Here is a 19,074-nt window from a genome sequence, read left to right as displayed (position 1 = left end):
GATGGGCGTTAGAGCGTTTCGGCGGTAACGAGACCTGCGCGGCTCATTTCGGTGGTGAGGAAGATGCCGTGCGGCGAGCGTCCGACATCAATGGTCTCGTAGTTGCCGCTGGCCGGATCGAGTACGGCGACCTGCTCCCGGAAACGCAGCGTCACCCATAGCTTGCCGTCGGGGCCAACAGCAATATCATCTGGCCCCGCGGCGTGGAACGGATAGGTACGACGAAGCTCGAGGGTGGTTGGATCGAGCGCCACCAGCGAACCGCCGATCCGGTTGCTCACGTAGAGCGTCGCGCCGTCGGGCGTAAGAAAGACATTGTGCGGGCCGACGCCGGTTTTCACCCGCCGCAGCACGTTACCCGTCACTGGATCGACCTCCGCCACATGGTCGCTGCCCATCACGCAGACCAGTACCTTGCCGTTGTGCCAGAGCACGCCGGCGGGGGTCGATCCGACGTTCGACTTCCAGCGGATCGTCAGGTTCGTCAGGTCGAATGAAACGAGCGTGCCGGACTGCTGCATCGAATTGAAGCTCCAGCGCGAGTCCGGCGAGAAGTCGAGGTGGCTCGGCATGCCGCCGGGCGAGAAGCGCTTGACGAGCGTCAGGTCGTCGGGGCGGTAGATGTCGACATAGTTGAGCCGCAGTGCATTGACGACGAGGTAGCGGAAATCCGGCGTGAAGCCAAGCTGGTACGGATCGGCGATCACCTTGTGGCCAAGCGCCAAACCGGTGTGCGGGTCGACAATGAACAGTGCATTGCCGCTGGCGTCGGCAATATAGAGCTTGCTTCTGTCGCGCGAAAGCGCCCAGTGACTGGGTTCGCGCAACGTCGGCAATGTCCGGACGATCTTGTGCGACGCCATGTCGATGACAGAAACGCTGGCTTCGCCGGAATTCATTACGATAGCGAGAGTGGGGAGCGCCGCGCTGGCGATACCTGAACGAAGGGCGAGGAAAGGCGACAGGCCGAGACTCAGGGGAATGGCCAGACTACGGCCCAGTACTTCGCGACGTGAAAGCTTCATGGAGGGCATGCATGAGAGAATTAGCCATTCATTCTGCTGGATGCATTCACCGTCACGCAAGGACGAATTGCGAATGGCGCTGATATGGAGCGATGCTACGGCCGCTTCCTGTCAGTGGCCTAACAAACGTCGGGCGAAGCTGACGATCCGCACACGATTTCGCTGTATTTGACCGAGCTTCCAGGGGGACCCGGGCGCGCTTTGCGCAGCACCCCCCCGATCATCCGCGGAGTTTGGCCGCCCCTGTATATTGCCATCACGCACTAAAGAACCTGGAGTAATAGCATTGCCACGTTCGTCCAGAGAAATCGGGAAGTGTCCATGAACAGCACTACCGGCAAAAATACGCTCACAGATCGCACGACTGTTGCGATTCGCGATGTGCTGGCCGGCAAACGGCGCGGCTTGCGCTCTGCGCTGCTGTTCGCCGGACCCGCAGTGATTGCCTCGATCGCCTACATGGACCCAGGCAATTTCGCGACCAACATCCAGGCCGGTTCCCAGTTTGGGTACACGCTGCTGTCGGTGGTACTGATGGCCAACCTGATCGCCATGCTGTTCCAGGCGCTCTCTGCCAAACTCGGCATCGTGACGGGCCGTAATCTGGCGGAAATGTGTCGCGAGCGACTGCCGCGCAAGACCGTCTTCGTCATGTGGTGTGTCAGCGAAGTGGCTGCGATGGCAACCGACCTGGCCGAATTCCTCGGTGGCGCAATCGGCCTCGCGCTGCTGCTCAAAATGCCGTTGATGGCCGGCATGGCCGTGACCGCCGTGGTGACGTACGGCATCCTGGTGTTTGAAAAAAGCGGTTTCCGGCCGATGGAAATCATCATCGGCGCGCTCGTCGCCGTGATCGGCCTGTGTTACCTGATCGAATTGTTCATCGCGCCCGTTGCATGGGGGCAGGCCGGATTGCACTCGATCTTGCCCTCGATGCCGAACGGGGAAGCGCTGACCGTCTCGGTCGGTATCGTGGGCGCCACCGTGATGCCACATGCGATCTATCTCCATTCCGGGCTGACTCAGAGCCGGACCCCGGCGAGCAACGCGGGCGAGCACCGCGCACTGCTGCGCTTCTCGAATCGGGAAGTCATCGTTGCGCTTTCCTTCGCGGGTCTCGTCAACATGGCCATGGTCATCATGGCCAGCGCGGCATTCCATGCCGGCCACCGCGACGTCGCGGAAATCGAAACTGCTTACCATACGCTCACGCCGTTGCTCGGTGCGGGCGCGGCGGCGGTTTTCCTGATTTCGCTCATCAGCTCGGGTATCTCCAGCTCCGTTGTCGGTACCATGGCTGGCCAGATGATCATGCAGGGCTTCGTCGGTTTCCGGATTCCCATCTGGGTGCGACGTTTGGTGACCATGGTGCCGGCGTTCGTGGTGGTCGGCCTCGGCGTGAACGCCACCCAGGCGCTGGTGGTCAGTCAGGTTGTGCTTTCTTTTGCGTTGCCGATCCCGATGGTGGCGCTGGTGCTCTTCACTCGCCGCAAAGACCTCATGGGCGAGTTCGCCAATGGCCGGATCACGGATATTGCGGCGATCGCCGCGACGGTCATCATCCTCGCGCTGAATGCGGTGCTACTGCTTCAGACGTTCGGCGTCAGCATTCCGGGCATGCCTGCACGCTGATGCAGTCCACCCGGACTCGCTCGGGATGGGCCTCTGCGCCCGGCTCGCTTCTGCTTCGGCCGCGCTGCCGGAGCGATGGACGGCGAAGTTTGTTCGCTAGCCATCGACTGACGTCGCAGCAGGTAAGCAATCGCGGCGAAGCTTAGTGCGACAGTCAAAGGTGCTGTTGCATGCGAAGTTCATTCGGCCGTTTGTCCAGACGAACAAGACCGACGCGGCGGATGCGCGGGCGATCTGGACGGCGGTGCAGCAGCCGGGGATGCGAACGGTAGCGGCAAAGACGGAAGACCAGCAGGCGATGCTTGGCCTTCACCGGATGCGCTCGCTGCTGATCAAGTTCCGCACCATGCAGGTGAACCAGTTACGAGGCCGCCTCTACGGGTTCGGCGCTTCATTTCGGGCAGGACGCGTAAGCCCGTTCTGCCTTGCACCGGCAGCCAGCCCCGAAGACCTCGCAACGCGCGCTGTTCCGTCCCCAAGACGGACTTCACTCTCTCCAAGACGGACTTTATTACTTTGGATCAACGTCGCAGAACACGACTCGATACCCGCGCTCGAAGTTTACTTGACATCTAAACTATCAAAACCTAAATTAATCCCACCGCGGAGTTCATTTTGGGGAACCAGCATGCGCATAGTCTGTATCGGCGGCGGTCCGGCCGGTTTGTACTTCGGTCTGTTGATGAAACAACGCAACCCCGGCCATGAAGTCATGGTGATCGAGCGCAACCGCCCCTACGACACTTTCGGCTGGGGCGTCGTGTTCTCCGACCAGACGCTCGGCAATCTGCGCGCCGCCGACGCCCCGAGCGCCGAGGCGATTCTCGACGCGTTCAATCACTGGGACGACATCGAGATTCACTTTCGCGGCCGCAGCGTGCGCTCATCGGGCCACGGTTTTTGCGGCATCGGTCGCAAACGTCTGCTGAATATCCTGCAAGCGCGCTGCGAAGAACTCGGCGTGAAGCTCGTGTTCGAAACCCAGGTCGTGGACGACAGCGCGTACGACGCGGACCTGATCATCGCGAGCGACGGCCTGAACAGCCTCGTGCGCCAGAAATACGCGGGCACCTACCAGCCGGACATCGACGTGCGCGACTGCCGCTTCGTGTGGCTCGGTACGAAGAAGCTGTTCGACGCGTTCACGTTCGCGTTCGAGCAAACCGAATTCGGCTGGTTCCAGGCGCACGCCTACCGCTTCGACGATCAAACCTCGACGTTCATCGTCGAAACACCGGAACGCGTGTGGCGCGCCGCCGGTCTCGACGAAATGAGCAAGGAAGACAGCATCGCGTTCTGCGAGAAGCTGTTCGCGAAGTACCTCGACGGCAACGCGCTGATGTCGAACGCGGCGCATCTGCGCGGCTCGTCGCAATGGATCCGTTTTCCGCGCGTCGTCAACAAGGAATGGGTGCATTGGCGCAGCAACGCGAACGGCACACGAACGCCGATTGTGCTGATGGGCGACGCCGCGCACACCGCGCACTTCTCGATCGGCTCGGGCACCAAGCTCGCGCTCGAAGACGCGATCGAACTCGCGAACAGCATCAGCGCGCACCCGGGTTCGCGCCTGGACGATCTGGCCGCCGCATTGAAGCACTACACCGAAGTACGCAGCGTCGACGTGCTGCGCATCCAGAATGCCGCGCGCAATTCGACCGAATGGTTCGAGCACGTCGATCGTTATACGTCGTTCGAGCCGGAACAGTTCGCGTATTCGTTGCTCACGCGCTCGCAGCGCATCTCGCACGAGAACCTGCGCGAGCGCGATGCGCAGTATCTGTCCGGTTTCGAGGACTGGCTCGCGAAGCGCGCGGGTGTCGAGCGCGCCGCTGACAGGCATTCGATTCCGCCGATGTTCACCCCCTTGAAGGTGCGCGGCGTCACGCTGAAAAATCGCGTGATGGTGTCGCCGATGGCGCAGTACTCGGCGGTAAACGGCGTGGCCGGCGACTATCACCTGATGCATCTCGGCGCGCGCGCGATGGGCGGCGCAGCGCTCGTGATGACCGAGATGACCTGCGTGTCGCCCGAAGCGCGTATCACGCCCGGATGCCCGGGCATGTACGCGCCCGAGCATCTGGTCGCGTGGAAACGCATCGTCGATCTGGTCCATCTGCAATCGGATGCGAAGATCGGCATCCAGCTCGGCCACTCGGGCGCGAAAGGTTCGACGCGCGTCGCGTGGGAAGGCATCGATCAGCCGCTCGACGAAGGCAACTGGCCACTCGTTTCGGCGTCGCCACAGCAGTATCTGCGCGGCATCAGCCAGCATTCGCGCGAAGCCACACATGACGAGCTGCGCGCCATCGAGCAGCAGTTCGTCGAGGCGACGCGCATGTCGATCGAAGCGGGTTTCGACTGGCTCGAACTGCACTGCGCGCACGGCTATTTCCTGTCGAGCTTCCTGTCGCCGCTCACGAATCACCGTACCGACGCATACGGCGGTCCGCTCGAAAACCGTCTGCGTTATCCGCTGCAGGTATTCAGCGCGATTCGCGCGGTGTGGCCGCAAGACAAGCCGATCTCGGTGCGGATTTCGGCGCACGACTGGGTCGATGGCGGCAACACGCCCGACGACGCCGTGAAGATCGCGCAAGCGTTCAAGGCGGCCGGCGCGGACATGATCGACGTGTCATCGGGCCAGGTCAGCAAGGAAGAAAAGCCCGTGTTTGGCCGCATGTTCCAGACGCCGTTCGCCGATCGCGTGCGCAACGAAGCCGGCATCGCGACAATCGCGGTCGGCGCGATTTCGGAAGCGGACCACGTGAACAGCATCATCGCGGCGGGTCGCGCCGATCTGTGCGCGATCGCGCGTCCGCATCTCGCGAATCCGTCGTGGACATTGAACGAAGCGGCAAAGATCGGCTATCTCGACGTCGCGTGGCCGAAACCCTATACCGCCGCGAAAATGCAGCTCGAACGCAACCTCGAACGCGAGCGTGCGCAGGCCATCGCCAACGCCGGCCTCACGGCGCAACAACGCGCGCAACGCGCCGAAGGAACCGTGTGAACACCTCAGACACTTCTCTCGCCGGACAACACGCGGTCGTCACCGGCGGCGGCAGCGGCATCGGCTCGGCCATCGCGCAGGCGCTGCTGCGCGCCGGCGCGCGCGTCACGCTGATGGGCCGCAACGCGCAACGCCTCGACGCGCAGCGAGAGCAATGCGAGGCGCTCGGCGACGTCGCGTGTATCAGCGTGGACGTCACGCAAGAAGATTCGGTGGCGCGCGCATTCGAGCAGGCGGGCACCGTCGATATCCTCGTGAACAACGCGGGCCAGGCGCAGGCCGCGCCGTTCACGCACACCGATATCGCGCTGTGGCAACGCATGCTCGACGTGAATCTGACTGGTGTGTTTCTCGGCACGCGCGCCGTCCTGCCCGGCATGCTCGAGCGTGGCTATGGCCGCATCGTCAATGTCGCGAGCACCGCGGGGCAGATCGGCTATGCGTACGTCGCCGCGTATTGCGCCGCGAAGCACGGCGTGATCGGCCTCACGCGCTCGCTCGCGCTCGAAACCGCGACGCGCGGCATCACGGTCAATGCGGTGTGCCCCGGCTACACCGAAACCGAGCTGCTGCATGCCTCGCTCGAACAGATCACGAGCAAGACCTCGCGCACCGAAGCACAGGCGCGCGAAACGCTGCTGCGCTCGAATCCGCAGCGCCGCTTCGTGAATCCGGAGCAGGTCGCGAACGCGGTGTTATGGCTGTGCCGCCCCGGCTCGGATGCGATCACGGGGCAATCCATTTCCATTTCGGGTGGAGAAGTGATGTGAGCAAATCAACGCAAGCAAAAAAGTCGGCGGCGGCATCGGATGCGAAGCTGTCGCGCAAAGGCGTGGCTCAACCCGCGGAGAACGTCGTGGACCTCGAAATGAGCACCGGTGCGGACAGCCACATGGGCCTGCGTTTGTGGCTGCGCATGCTGACCACCACCAACCTCGTACAGGCCGAATTGCGTAGACGTCTGCGCACCGAATTCGACACCACGCTGCCGCGATTCGATCTGATGGCGCAGCTCGAACGACATCCCGATGGCCTGAAGATGACCGAACTGTCGCGCCGTTTGATGGTGACGGGCGGCAACGTCACTGGCATCACCGATCAGCTCGAAAAAGAAGGGCTCGTCACGCGCGACACCGATCCGAACGACCGCCGCTCGATCAGCGTGTGCCTGACGCCCGCTGGCCGCAAGGCGTTCGACAAAATGGCCGTCGCGCACGAGCAATGGGTCGTCGAACTGTTCGGAGGTCTGAGCCTCGACGAAAAGATGAAGACGCATCAGGACCTCGGCAAGCTCAAGCAGCATCTGCTCGACAGCCTGAGAGGCTGACTTCGCACTGGAGGAATACATGACACGATCAAACGCCGATGCACTGTTGTCCGGCAACCGCCTGACCCTGGCGGGCCACGAGGCGAAGCATTTCGGCTGGTCGGTGAGCGACAAGGTCGCGACGATCACGCTGAACCGTCCCGAGCGCAAGAACCCGCTGACCTTCGAATCGTATGCGGAGCTGCGCAACCTGTTCCGCGATCTCGCATACGCGACCGACGTGAAAGCCGTCGTGCTGCACGGCGCGGGCGAAAACTTCTGCTCGGGCGGCGACGTGCACGACATCATCGCGCCGCTGATCGATCTGCCGATGCCCGAGTTGTTGATGTTCACGCGCATGACCGGCGACCTCGTCAAGGCAATGCGCCATTGCCCGCAGCCGATCATCGCAGCCGTCGACGGCGTCTGCGCGGGCGCCGGCGCGATCCTCGCGATGGCTTCCGATCTGCGCCTCGGCACCGCGCGCAGCAAGCTCGCGTTCCTGTTTACGCGCGTCGGCCTCGCTGGCTGCGACATGGGCGCGTGCGCGATGCTGCCGCGCATCATCGGCCAGGGACGCGCCGCCGAACTGCTGTTCACCGGCCGCTCGGCAACGGGCGACGAAGCTCACGCCTGGGGCTTCTACAACCGCCTGTGCGACCCGGCCGCGCTCATCGAAGAAACACAGAAGCTCGCCGCCGATCTCGCGGCCGGCCCGAGCTTCGCGCACGGCATGACGAAGAAGATGCTGCACCAGGAATGGAGTATGAGCATCGACGAAGCGATCGAGTCCGAAGCGCAGGCGCAGGCGATCTGCATGGGCACGCGCGATTTCGAGCGCGCGTACAACGCGTTCGCGGCGAAGACGCGTCCGGTGTTCGAAGGAGACTGAGTTGAACGCCGATCATCAGAACACCCCGATCGATTTGCACAGCCCGCTCGCTTGGCCGTTTTTCGAGCCGCGTCATCGTGACCTCGCGGCAGGCATCGACGCATGGTGCCGCGCGCATCTCACGCATGACGAGCATGGCGACACCGATGCGACCTGCCGTCTGCTGGTGCGCGAACTCGGCCACGCCGGCTGGCTGAAATACGGCGTCGGCGGCATCGCCTATGGCGGCCATGGCGACACGATCGACACGCGTGCCGTATGCCTGCTGCGCGAAACGCTCGCGCGCTATTCGGGCCTCGCCGATTTCGCCTTGGCGATGCAAGGCCTCGGCTCGGGCGCGATCTCGCTCGCGGGCACGCATGAGCAGAAATCGCGTTATCTGCCGCGCGTCGCGAGCGGCACTGCGATCGCCGCGTTCGCGCTGTCTGAGCCGCAAGCGGGCTCGGACGTCGCCGCGATGGCGCTCGCGGCTCGCGAAGAGGGTGAGCACTACGTGCTCGACGGCGAAAAGACGTGGATTTCGAACGGCGGCATCGCGGACTTCTACGTGGTGTTCGCGCGCACCGGCGAAGCGCCGGGCGCGCGCGGCATCAGCGCGTTCATCGTGGATGCGCAGACGCCGGGCCTCGACATCGCCGAGCGCATCGACGTAATCGCGCCGCATCCGCTCGCGCGCCTGCGCTTCACGAACGCGCGCGTGCCGAAGAGCCAGATGCTCGGCGCGCCCGGCGAAGGCTTCAAGATCGCCATGCGCACGCTCGATATTTTCCGCACCTCGGTGGCGGCCGCGTCGCTTGGCTTTGCCCGTCATGCGATGGCCGAGGGCCTCGCGCGCGCGGCGTCGCGCAAGATGTTCGGCCAGACGCTCGGCGACTTCCAGTTGACGCAGGCGAAGCTCGCGCAGATGGCGTTGACGATCGACAGCAGCGCGCTGCTCGTCTATCGCGCCGCGTGGCTGCGCGACCAGGGCGAAAGCGTCACGCGCGAAGCCGCGATGGCGAAGTGGCAGGCGAGCGAAGGCGCGCAGCAGGTAATCGACGCGGCAGTGCAGCTTTATGGCGGCATGGGTGTGCGAAGCGGCAGCGCGGTGGAGATGCTGTACCGCGAGATCCGCGCGCTGCGCATCTACGAAGGCGCGACCGAGGTGCAGCAGCTGATCGTCGGCCGCGATCTGTTGAAGGCGCATGCCGCCGCGAACGGGAATGCGCAATGAGCACTTCGTTCGAGCGGCCCATACGCATCCGCTTTTCGCACTGCGATCCCGCGGGCATCGTGTTCTTTCCGCAGTACCTCGTGATGACCAACATGCTCGTCGAAGACTGGTTCAACGAGGGCATGCGCATTGACTACGCGCACATGATCGCGCGGCGCCGCATCGGCCTGCCGATCGTCAAGCTTGACTGCGAGTTCTCGCGGCCGAGCCAGATGGGCGAAACGATCCTGCTCACGCTCAAGGTCCGAACCATCGGCCGCAGTTCGGTCGGCATCGAGATTCACGGCCATTGCAACGGCGAGACGCGTTTCCGCTCTAAACAGGTGCTCGTGTTCATATCGTTCGACAGCGGCAAGTCCATCGATATTCCCGGCGACGTCGCGAGCGCGCTCGCCGCGTATGCTCCATCGCCCCCCTCCATCCAGGCGCATCGCTCATGAAACAGGCTCTCCTTCCCGCCGGCTGGGTCAAGCCGCGCGGCTATGCGAACGGCGTCGCCGCGAGCGGCACGCAGGTGTTCATCGCCGGCCAGATCGGCTGGGACGAACAGGCGCAGTTCCAGTCCGATGACTTCGCGCAGCAGTCCGAGCAGGCGCTGAAGAATCTGCTCGCCGTGCTGCGCGAAGCGGGCGGCAAGCCCGAACACCTCGTGCGCCTCACGTGGTACGTGACCGACAAGCGCGAGTATCTCGCATCGCTGAAGGACATCGGCCGCGCGTTTCGCGAGCTGATCGGCGACTACGACATCGCGATGAGCGCGGTGCAGGTCGTCGCGCTCATGGAAGACCGCGCGAAGGTCGAGATCGAAGCCACCGCGGTGATTCCGCACTGAACGTCGTACAGGTATCGAACGCACAGGCAAGCCCTTCACACCGAACGAAGCGCATTTTCCGGCTCAACGCCTCGGGAGACCACGATGGAACCGTCAGTACACGTCGATACTTTCGCGCGCGACAATCTTCCGCCGCAGGATCAATGGCCCGTCTTTCTGCTCGACAATCCGGACGTCGCCTATCCGCCGAGGCTGAACTGCGCAACCGAACTGCTGGAGCGGACCATCGAGGCGGGGCATCGCGACCGGCCGGCGATCTGGTCCGACGTGGACGGCAAGCCGCAAGCCACCACGTACGGCGAACTGCTCGCGCTGGTCAACCGTAGCGCGCATGTGCTCGTCGATGAAATGGGCTTGCGCCCCGGCAACCGCGTGCTGCTGCGCGGACCGAACACATTGCAGATGGCCGTCGCCACACTCGCGGCGCTGAAGGCCGGACTCGTCGTCGTGCCGACCATGCCGCTGCTGCGCGCGAAGGAGCTCAAGCAGATCATCGAGAAGGCGCAGGTCAGCGCCGCGCTTTGCGACGCGCGCCTGAGCGCGGAACTCGAGCGCTGCACGAATCCGCGGGACGAGTTCTACTGCGCCATGCTGAAACAGACCCGCCGCTTTCACGACGACTCCGCCGATTCGCTCGACACGCTCGCCGTCAACAAACCCGAGCACTTCACCGCCAGCGACACCGCCGCCGACGACATCTGCCTGATCGCGTTCACGAGCGGCACGACCGGTGCGCCGAAAGGCTGCATGCATTTCCATCGCGACATGATCGCGATGTGCGACCTGTTCCCCCGTCATGTGCTGAAGCCTTCCGCGAACGACATCTTCTGCGGCACACCGCCGCTCGCGTTCACGTTCGGGCTCGGCGGGCTGCTGTGCTTTCCGCTGCGCGTCGGTGCCTCGACGGTGTTGGTCGAAAAGCTGACGCCGCAGACCCTGCTCGAGGTGGTCGAACGATTTCATGCGACCGTGATGTTCACCGCGCCGACGTTCTATCGGCAGATGGCGCCGCTCGTCGCGCAACATGACCTTTCGTCGTTGCGGAAGACCGTGTCGGCCGGCGAGGCGCTGCCCGATTCGACGCGGCGCCTGTGGCGCGAGGCGACCGGCATCGACATGATCGACGGTATCGGCGGCACCGAGCTGATCCACATCTTCGTTTCGTCGCAAGGCGCGGAGATCCGGCCGAACGCAATCGGCCGCGCGGTGCCGGGCTACGTCGTGCAAGCCGTCGACGACGATATGCAACCCGTGCCGCCCGGCACGATCGGCAAACTCGCGGTGCGCGGCCCCACGGGCTGCCGCTATCTGGCCGACGAACGGCAGTTACGCTTCGTGCGCGACGGCTGGAACCTGCCGGGCGATTCGGTCTATCTCGACGCGGACGGCTACGTGTTCTACCAGGCGCGCGCCGACGACATGATCGTGTCGGCCGGCTACAACATCTCCGGTCCTGAGGTGGAAAGCGTGCTGATGCAGCACGAGGCGGTGGCCGAATGCGGCGTGATCGGCGTGCCCGACGAAACGCGTGGGCAAATCGTGCGAGCCTTCGTCGTGGTGAACACGGGCTACACCGCCGACGATAAACTGGTCGCGCAACTGCAGGATTTCGTTAAGAATAACGTCGCGCCGTATAAGTATCCCCGCGTCATCACGTTCGTCGGCGCGCTGCCGCGCACCGAAACCGGCAAGCTCAAACGTTTCGAGTTGCGCATGATGACGTAACCCCTATCTTTCGTGAGACTGGAGGCAGACTGCATGGCCGGCTCTTTCATCGAAGTCGTCGCCCATGATGGCGGCCGTTTCAACGCATATGTCGCGCGGCCCGCGCAGGGCTCGGGCCCAGGGCTCGTGCTGCTGCAGGAAATCTTCGGCGTCAACGACACGATGAAAGCGAGCGCCGATCGCTACGCCGAAGAAGGCTACGTCGTGCTCGTGCCCGATCTGTTCTGGCGCATCAAGCCGGGCATTTCGCTTGGCTACGGCGACGCCGACATGAAACAGGCGCTCGGCTATCTGGCGCAGTTCAACGCCGATCTCGCGGTCAAGGACATCGCCGCCACCATCGCCGCGTTGCGCGAACTGCCCGAGCAGGCCGGCAAGGTGGGCGTGCTCGGCTACTGCCTCGGCGGCAAGCTCGCGTTTCTGAGCGCGGCGCGTACCGACGTCGATTGCGCGGTCAGCTATTACGGCGTGGGCCTCGAAGCGCATCTCGACGAAGTATCGGCAATCAACTGCCCGATGGTGTTCCACTTCCCTGAAAACGACGCGCACTGCCCGCCCGAAACGCGCGAACGCATCAGCGCCGCGCTGCGCACGCGACCGCAAATCGAGCAATACGTGTACCCCGGCTGCGATCACGCGTTCGCCGCGCAGCAGCGCAAACAGTACGACAAGCCCGCCGCGATGATGGCGTACTCGCGCACGCTCGCGCTGCTGCGCAAGGTGCTCGGTCCGGTCTACGATCTGAACGCGCTGTGGGAAGCGCATTGCTATCACGAGTTCGCGACACGCGACGTCGACGCAGTGATGCCGACGATGGTCGCCGAGCCCTACGTCAATCACGTGCCGACGATGACTGGCGGCGTCGGCCACGACAATCTGAAGCGCTTTTACACGCATCACTTCGTCAACTCGAATCCGCCCGACACGAAGCTGATTCCGATTTCGCGCACGATCGGCTCGGATCGCGTCGTCGATGAATTCATTTTCAGCTGCACGCATAGCTGCGAAATCGACTGGTTGCTGCCGGGCGTCGCGCCGACCGGCAAGTACTTCGAGGTGCCGATGCTCGCCGTGGTGTGCTTCCGCGGTGACAAGCTTTATAACGAGCATATCTATTGGGATCAGGCTTCGGTGCTCGTGCAGGTGGGGCTGCTCGATCCGGAAGGCTTGCCGGTGGCGGGGATTGAAAGTGCGAGGAAGTTGCTCGATGAGACGTTGCCGTCGAATGGGTTGATGGGGGGTAAGTCGAAGGTTTGAGGAAGTGGTGCTGCCGTCGCTGTGCATCATTCGAATGACTCGCGCCGGCAGCACGTATTAGTCGCGGCGTGCAGGACGGAGGTGTGTCCTCGCTCGACCAGTCGGAAAAGCAGCTCAACCGCCAGCTCATGCGGCACTATCATCAGTACCGCTATGAGCGGGAAATGCGCGCCGCCTGGCAGGAACTCGGGGCATTCCTGGAGAAGACCTGCAGGGGCGAGATACCGCAACTGCCGAATCCCGACTACGACGCCTACGATCTCGGAGCCAATGATGACACGCGCTCACTACCCGAGGCGGCGTAAAAATCAAAGGGTGTGATTTACGGGCGGACGACCGGCGACTACCAGGCCAGTGCATCATCCATCAACTCAAGGGCAGGTACGAAATGCCATTGTCGGAACTCGGGATCGAACAGGGCAAACTGATCGAAATCGGGAGCGGCATCATCAACTTCCATAACCGGGGCTTGCGCCCACGCCTCCTGCACAAGAACCGCAAGCCTTATTTCCGCCCAAGCGTGGAAGGTCTTCACCGTTTCCTTCCACGCAAACAGGCCCGCCCGCTCGTGAACCTCATCAACCAGCCGTGCAATGCTGCCTGTCAGCAAGGCAGTGTCTTCCCGTGAATCAGATCGCGACGGCACAAACATGACTGCTTGCGGTGCGCCGTCTGGCCGCAGCAACACCCGCAAGCCATGAAACAATTTAAGTGGAAATGCTGTTATCAGTCGAAACGGTGTTGCACTTCAGATTTGAGGCCGCCGTCATATAAATTTATTAAACTTAGGCGCATTGCGATTACAGATCAACGTATCGCGGCAACAAATTCTGATCGGCACGGCGTCATTTTGCAGAAGTGCCGTTGTATATATTCAAGGTAGTACGGTTGCACCGATGCACTCGGTTTAGCACCGGGAGTTGCGGCAACATCCTTCGTCGCTCCATACCCCATGACATTGCTGTCGGAGCGGATCTGCCAGACCTGCTGCCCCCACAAGCCGCCCCCTTGGAACAGCCGTCCAGAACTAGCACACTGCTGTGCGCGTTTAACACGCTTTCGACATGCTGCCTACGCGTCGGCACGTCGAATGTTGTATCCGGCCCGTCTCGGTAACGCGCCACATAACCGCCTGCAACCGGCGTATCGACCGTCACACCATACCGGCCATGCACATCATGGTCGTACGGGACCGACTGCTTTTTCCCGTCTGGCCCAAGCAGTTCTCGACCGGTCGAGTCAGCTTTGAACATATCGACCGGCACGATCTTTACCCGCACCGTTGCCGTCAGTACTTTCTTCTGACTGTCATAGGCCAATTCGAAGGCCGTTGGAAACTTGTAGCCGGCGAGAAAGCCCATCTGCGAGTTATCGGCGCCGGTCGGCGGCTGCGTACTCGACCCGTTCATGGGATCGGGTTCAAGTGGTGTCGCGGCGTTGCAGACCGAGCGGCGCTTCATCGGTATCGAGCTGGACCCCGTGCATTTCGATAACGCTTGTGAGCGCATCAGCGACGCGCACCGCCAGGGCGTGCTGTTCGACCATGCCGACACGGCGCAGGAACAGGCGTGCTTGACGCTCGAATAAAAACCCCCGCCGAAGCGGGGCAGGAGCTACGAACGCCAACGTTATACGCGACCGTTTACCAGGTTCGCTTTTTCAGCGTATAGCCATACAGGCCGTACTGTGTATTTGTGGCAGCGTCAAAATAAACACCTTGCGTGATACCGTCATCGGTCTCGGTCCACGATTTGCCGTAGTCCTTGGTGGCAAGCGTAATGTCGCGCGGCGCACCTTGCCCGGTGGCATCCGTCGCATACACAAGCAGTACGCCACGCTTGCCCACGCTGAGTCCGTCCAGCGTCAGACGTGCATCAAAGGTATGGTGTTGTTCGACTGTCTGATTGCCGCGATTTCCCCACGTCGATAGCGCACCACTTCGTCGCCCGTTGTCACTCAAGTCTTTCCAGTCGCGCGGCGGCCCAAGCCGGGATAGCGCATAAACCGAATAGCCGTAATCGGGCGGCACCGGCTCGGACTGGAGCGAAACGACTACCTGGTTAGGGAGCTTCACGTCAAACTCGAACGCATCGCTATCCCATTTCAGCCGGTCAACGATGCTTTCAGGTTGTATATCCTCCATTTCTTCCGGCACGTAGTAGGCAACACGCAGCGTGCCGTCCGGACCAAGGTCCACGGCATCAAAGGTCTTTCGCGGCGCGTCGTCCTCGGTTGCGTGGAGCGGAACCTTAATCGCTTTCCATGTGTGCCCGCCATCCACCGTGCGCCAGACACGTGGTCCCCAGCCAACCGCGTACCCCCGGTCAGAATCAAGGAAAAGTAGCTGGCCGATATTCCGGCTCTCCGGCCAGTCGAGTTGTGTCCAGGTTTTGCCGCCGTCGCGCGAGCGCCAGAGCTTCGTGATATGCGGTGACAAGCCATTTTTTGGTTCAGGAAGCTTGTAGTCCATCCAGTCCGTGCTGATGTACTGCGTGCTCCAGTCCTTCGAATACCACCAGGCCGCGTCCTGTCCCGGCTGCTGGAAGTAGCGCGTCAGCCCGACGTCGATTGTGCCGCGGAAGAAACTAACGGTATTGCGGTTTAGCGTTTCCGCCGTATTACTCATCCAAGCCTCAGTGGGTTCCGCAACCTGCGGGTCCTTCAATTGTTCAACTGGCTTGAAAGTGATTACCGGGTCAGCAATCTTGAGGCTGATAACCTCATTCCCGTTGATCCGAGAATTGCCGCCCCCATACGGCTTGTCGTTCTTCATGAACGTCGTTGAAATCGTCTGCCAGACTGGAGTCGTCATGCTGTGATATCCGTAAGTTGCGATGGCGGCCAGGAGAAGGCTGCCGAAAATGAATGTCCTGTGCCTGGGCATTCGCATGTCACTTCGCATCCATCAGTCGCCCGAGCGCCTTACTCACCAGGTCGTCGATATCGGCTTTCGTGGCATCCCACGCATCGCCGATGGTGTCGCGTGCAACCACCTTGCCGCTGTCCCATACCTGCTGGTAGGTTCGCCAGTCGCCCCATTCTTCCATCGCCGGACCGCCCGTAATCTTCAGCATGTCAGGAGGGTGCAAACCAGCTAGTCCGCCATCAAGATAGGCGAGTGGGTGCGTCTTGAACGCAAAGCTCTTGAACGTATCGCTGTCCAGTTCAAGCTGGTATTGAGGAACCGTCATTTTGAAGCTGCCGTTTCCCGGCTTCACACTGCTCATCTGGATGACATTGCCCTGCATGTTCTGCTGAAGTCCTCTTTCCATATTCTTTTGCAGATACCACCGCGCGCTACGAAGCCATGCCTGCCCTGCGGGGCTAAGCGTTGGAAACAGTTTCGCGCCATAGTTCGAACAGTAGAAGTAACCGTAACTGACGTAATAGCTTGGCGGTTTGTGCCCGCAGCCGATGTGCCGCATCATGAAGTTGCTATGCCGGGACCAGTCGGAGGCGGTGCAATCGGGCTCAATCAATGTCTGCCGCTGGTGCAGCAGACGGGCGGAGACTTCCTTGTCGGTCCACGGGTCCCAGGACGTGGCGAAGGCTTTCACGGTGGCCCATGCGCTGCCCACAGTGACCTTCTCGACTGTTTCTGTGTATTCGCACTGCAACGGCCTGTAGTAGTAATCGCAATTTCCGATTAGCGAATCCGCAGCAGGCGGCACATGATCGTCACAGGCGGTACGCTCCACCCGCGCGCGCTTCGTGTATGACTTCAACGTCATGTACGACTCCGCGTAACCCACATCCTTGTCTTCATCTGCCATTTTTAATTGCCCTTCAACTTGATCGAGACACCTTGAGGAACATGGCTCTTCGCCAGCGACGTTTCGCCGCGCTCATTGGTTGTACCTTCGGCAATCAGCTTGCCCTCAGAGAACATCTGGTAACGCGTATTGGTAATGGGAACTTCTGACCCGGCCCAATGCACAACGAACGCCTCATCAAAAGCCCCCGTCAATTCCGGCAATGGCGGAACTGCGGTTGCCAGCCTCTGCGCGCCTTTCTTCTGGATTGTGATGAACTTCAGAAATAGGTCGAATGGACCACCAAGCGTAATGCTGCCGTCCTTCATGTGGATGAACGCGCCGCCGCATTCGAGGATGATTTCCTTCGCGGCAGACAGATTGACCTTGCCGTTGACACTGGCAACGTTCACATCCTTGTCCGCAATGAGGGACATCGGGCCACTTTGGGCTTGCACCTCGACCGGCCCTTTGGCCGCGAAGATTTTTATCCCAAGCTTCTGCGCGAACAGCGATATCTTTTCACCTGCCGCGACGGTGAACCGCTTCAGCGCGCTCCAGTCGGCATTCTTCCCGGCCACGGCGTTGATGTTCTCCTGCGTCGCGAATTGCATGCCGCCGCCCGCGACAAGCGCAGCCGAAGCCGGCGTGCTCATCAGCAGGCCCGGCTTTTTCAGGCCGTCCAGATCGTCCCTCATCTGCTGTTGCGCGTCGGTGTCGGCCGGTTCGGCCTTGGCGCTGCTGGCCGACGCGGCGAGCGCCCTAGCGGTCGCCAGCGCGCTCTCAAGCTGCGCGATGGTCTCCTGCATGTCGAGCTGCTTGCCGCTCGCGCCAGGGCGATCGTAGGCCGTGAGCATCAGCCCCTTACCTGCGCGATTCACCCCGTAACCGGATGTGCGCGCCTCATAGCCTTCACCACGGTATTCGAGCTTCTGGTTCACCAGGTAGCCGAGATTGAGTTGCGACTTGCCCGAGTGTTCGGTGCTGAGCTTGACGCCTTCCTGGCCCTCCCAGTCTTCCATGCGCAGCTTGTTGTTCTTCTGCGTGCGGATCATGTTGCGCGACAGCCAGCGGCGATCGTTGGTGACGAGGTCGCGCGCCTGGCTGTGGTAATGGAAAGCCGTGATTTCCGGCTTGTCCGGGTCCCCGTCCCTGAAGGAAATCACGGCTTCGTCGTTATCCAGCGCGACGAAATGCATGCCGGTTTGCAGCTTGCCCGCGAACGGCTTGGCCAGGCGCAACGGCACGCTCTCGCCGCCCCTGGGCCAGGTGCCGAAGTCGGCATCGAGCCGAACCACGTAGTAGCCCGCGGCATTCAAATAGCCATAGGTGTATTTGTCCGGGCTGCAAATTCGGGCAGAAAGCGTTCCCGGAATTTTTGCCCAGGTTTCCGGCTTCAGTTCCAGCCGGAAACGCCGGTCGGCAGGGATCGCCTTGTAGCTGTTGGTGTAGGATGCGTCGCGCGCGCCGCTGTGCGTGACCTCGATCACGACCTGACCTTTGGGCGCATCGGGCAGCACGATATCCGTTTCGAGTACGCTCGCGCACTGCAATGCGAGCACGTTGCTCTCGCCTTCATAGACCACCTGGCGGGCAATGGCCGCTTCGTGCCGGAGCTGCGCCTCCCACTTTGCCCCGGCCTGGTCGAGGTGATTCGTGCCATAGAGGTACGGCTGGCCGTAGGTGGTCGGATCGGCAGGCGCGACATTCGCCGTGTCGCGCAAACGCTCCCAGGCGGCGTCCGGGTTGTAGTCCGCCACGATAAACGATTGCGGCACCGTCACGGTATGGGTCCTGATGGCCGTGACAGCTTCCACGCCGTCCGCTTCGAGTCCCGCCGCCTCGCGGTACGGCACGATCCGTTGCGGCTCGTCGTAGCGGTAGTGGTCGATGTCATCGGCGAAAACGGTCATGTCGCCATGTTCCGTTTCCACGATATAACTGTAGATGCCGGCCTTCTGCATCAGCATCTGGACAAAGGCCATATCGTTCACCTGGTACTGGAAGCGCCACGCATGAACCGGATACTGGCGGCGCAGGCCGAACGCCATCAGGTGAGCGGGGATACCGTGCCGGCCCAGGATGGCCTGGATGATCTGCGGTGTCGTGAGGTGCTGGTAGGGTTGGGTGGTCGTGACGGCCTCAAGCCGTCCGAAGTGCGACTTCAGGACCACTTCGTACTTCGTGAAATCCTTCGTGGTCTGCACCGTCGAGAAGCGCTCGATATAGCCCGAGAACTTCCGCACGGTCCCATCGTCCGCCACGATGCTGAAAACCGCATCGCGGTTCAGGTAGTCGGCGCGCGCAAGCTGCTGCGGGTGGGTCAACTCGATATGAACCTCGTTCGGTGCGCCCATCTTCTCAGTTGCTTCGAACGACACGACCGATAACGCTGACGCGCTGTCGGTGCCTGGCACCGCCAGGTGA

General features: G+C 62.1%; 18 protein-coding genes and 1 pseudogene. 13 read left to right on the top strand and 6 right to left on the bottom strand.

What is annotated here, in order from left to right; genetic code table 11:
- Nucleotides 1-8 precede the first annotated feature (8 nt).
- Entirely contained in the window at nucleotides 9-1,025 is a 1,017-nt protein-coding gene (locus OKW44_RS13510; protein ID WP_204357175.1) for a YncE family protein, read from the bottom strand.
- A gap of 321 nt (nucleotides 1,026-1,346) precedes the next feature.
- Between OKW44_RS13510 and OKW44_RS13505 the strand changes: the two genes are divergently transcribed.
- The 12 genes and pseudogenes from OKW44_RS13505 to OKW44_RS13450 all read left to right on the top strand — a co-directional run bounded on the left by OKW44_RS13505 (nucleotide 1,347) and on the right by OKW44_RS13450 (nucleotide 13,200).
- Nucleotides 1,347-2,657, top strand: a complete 1,311-nt coding sequence (locus OKW44_RS13505; protein WP_018423874.1) for an Nramp family divalent metal transporter — start codon at nucleotides 1,347-1,349, stop codon at nucleotides 2,655-2,657.
- Between the two features lie 163 nt (nucleotides 2,658-2,820).
- A pseudogene (locus OKW44_RS13500) lies at nucleotides 2,821-3,066 on the top strand (IS110 family transposase); the annotation flags it as partial.
- Between the two features lie 219 nt (nucleotides 3,067-3,285).
- On the top strand, nucleotides 3,286-5,670 hold the full coding sequence (locus tag OKW44_RS13495; protein ID WP_018423875.1) for a bifunctional salicylyl-CoA 5-hydroxylase/oxidoreductase: 2,385 nt from the start codon (nucleotides 3,286-3,288) through the stop codon (nucleotides 5,668-5,670).
- Nucleotides 5,667-6,440 (top strand): SDR family NAD(P)-dependent oxidoreductase, encoded by a 774-nt coding sequence (locus tag OKW44_RS13490; RefSeq protein ID WP_018423876.1) that lies wholly within the window; start codon nucleotides 5,667-5,669, stop codon nucleotides 6,438-6,440. Before OKW44_RS13495 ends, OKW44_RS13490 begins: the two co-directional genes overlap by 4 nt.
- Nucleotides 6,437-6,997, top strand: coding sequence for a MarR family winged helix-turn-helix transcriptional regulator (locus OKW44_RS13485; RefSeq protein WP_018423877.1), 561 nt, complete (start codon nucleotides 6,437-6,439; stop codon nucleotides 6,995-6,997). The genes OKW44_RS13490 and OKW44_RS13485 overlap by 4 nt, the downstream gene beginning before the upstream one ends.
- Nucleotides 6,998-7,016: 19 nt before the next feature.
- Complete coding sequence (locus OKW44_RS13480) at nucleotides 7,017-7,868, top strand: enoyl-CoA hydratase family protein (protein ID WP_018423878.1); 852 nt, start codon at nucleotides 7,017-7,019, stop codon at nucleotides 7,866-7,868.
- A 1-nt stretch (nucleotide 7,869) separates the two neighbouring features.
- Complete coding sequence (locus OKW44_RS13475) at nucleotides 7,870-9,081, top strand: acyl-CoA dehydrogenase family protein (RefSeq protein WP_018423879.1); 1,212 nt, start codon at nucleotides 7,870-7,872, stop codon at nucleotides 9,079-9,081.
- Nucleotides 9,078-9,521 (top strand): acyl-CoA thioesterase, encoded by a 444-nt coding sequence (locus tag OKW44_RS13470; RefSeq protein WP_018423880.1) that lies wholly within the window; start codon nucleotides 9,078-9,080, stop codon nucleotides 9,519-9,521. The genes OKW44_RS13475 and OKW44_RS13470 overlap by 4 nt, the downstream gene beginning before the upstream one ends.
- Nucleotides 9,518-9,913: a RidA family protein gene (locus tag OKW44_RS13465; RefSeq protein ID WP_018423881.1), complete on the top strand. Its 396-nt coding sequence runs from the start codon at nucleotides 9,518-9,520 to the stop codon at nucleotides 9,911-9,913. Before OKW44_RS13470 ends, OKW44_RS13465 begins: the two co-directional genes overlap by 4 nt.
- An 84-nt stretch (nucleotides 9,914-9,997) precedes the next feature.
- Nucleotides 9,998-11,638, top strand: a complete 1,641-nt coding sequence (locus tag OKW44_RS13460) for an AMP-binding protein (RefSeq protein WP_018423882.1) — start codon at nucleotides 9,998-10,000, stop codon at nucleotides 11,636-11,638.
- A 33-nt stretch (nucleotides 11,639-11,671) separates the two neighbouring features.
- On the top strand, nucleotides 11,672-12,895 hold the full coding sequence (locus OKW44_RS13455; protein WP_018423883.1) for a dienelactone hydrolase family protein: 1,224 nt from the start codon (nucleotides 11,672-11,674) through the stop codon (nucleotides 12,893-12,895).
- 83 nt (nucleotides 12,896-12,978) lie between these two features.
- Nucleotides 12,979-13,200: a hypothetical protein gene (locus tag OKW44_RS13450; RefSeq protein WP_018423884.1), complete on the top strand. Its 222-nt coding sequence runs from the start codon at nucleotides 12,979-12,981 to the stop codon at nucleotides 13,198-13,200.
- Nucleotides 13,201-13,238: 38 nt separating this feature from the next.
- Here OKW44_RS13450 and OKW44_RS13445 read toward each other — a convergent pair whose 3' ends face one another.
- Together OKW44_RS13445 and OKW44_RS13440 are read right to left on the bottom strand one after the other, a co-directional pair.
- Entirely contained in the window at nucleotides 13,239-13,547 is a 309-nt protein-coding gene (locus OKW44_RS13445) for a hypothetical protein (protein ID WP_018423885.1), read from the bottom strand.
- A gap of 193 nt (nucleotides 13,548-13,740) precedes the next feature.
- A complete protein-coding gene (locus OKW44_RS13440; protein WP_018423886.1) occupies nucleotides 13,741-14,304 on the bottom strand; it encodes a hypothetical protein in 564 nt (187 codons plus the stop codon).
- Here OKW44_RS13440 and OKW44_RS13435 point away from each other — a divergent pair.
- Nucleotides 14,303-14,482, top strand: a complete 180-nt coding sequence (locus tag OKW44_RS13435; RefSeq protein WP_018423887.1) for a hypothetical protein — start codon at nucleotides 14,303-14,305, stop codon at nucleotides 14,480-14,482. The two genes, OKW44_RS13440 and OKW44_RS13435, sit on opposite strands and share 2 nt — an antisense overlap.
- A gap of 55 nt (nucleotides 14,483-14,537) precedes the next feature.
- Here OKW44_RS13435 and OKW44_RS13430 read toward each other — a convergent pair whose 3' ends face one another.
- The 3 genes from OKW44_RS13430 to OKW44_RS13420 all read right to left on the bottom strand — a co-directional run bounded on the left by OKW44_RS13430 (nucleotide 14,538) and on the right by OKW44_RS13420 (nucleotide 19,064).
- Nucleotides 14,538-15,707 (bottom strand): WD40/YVTN/BNR-like repeat-containing protein, encoded by a 1,170-nt coding sequence (locus OKW44_RS13430; RefSeq protein WP_026226422.1) that lies wholly within the window; start codon nucleotides 15,705-15,707, stop codon nucleotides 14,538-14,540.
- Nucleotides 15,708-15,786: 79 nt separating this feature from the next.
- Entirely contained in the window at nucleotides 15,787-16,668 is an 882-nt protein-coding gene (locus OKW44_RS13425; RefSeq protein WP_018423889.1) for a hypothetical protein, read from the bottom strand.
- 2 nt (nucleotides 16,669-16,670) lie between these two features.
- Nucleotides 16,671-19,064 carry a type VI secretion system Vgr family protein gene (locus OKW44_RS13420; RefSeq protein ID WP_018423890.1) on the bottom strand — a complete coding sequence of 798 codons (2,394 nt, stop codon included), beginning with the start codon at nucleotides 19,062-19,064 and terminating at the stop codon, nucleotides 16,671-16,673.
- Nucleotides 19,065-19,074: the final 10 nt, after the last annotated feature.

The organism is Paraburkholderia lebeckiae (genome assembly GCF_050436325.1).
Classification (GTDB): Bacteria; Pseudomonadota; Gammaproteobacteria; order Burkholderiales; family Burkholderiaceae; genus Paraburkholderia; species Paraburkholderia tuberum.
This window is presented reverse-complemented; position numbering and strand designations above follow the sequence as displayed.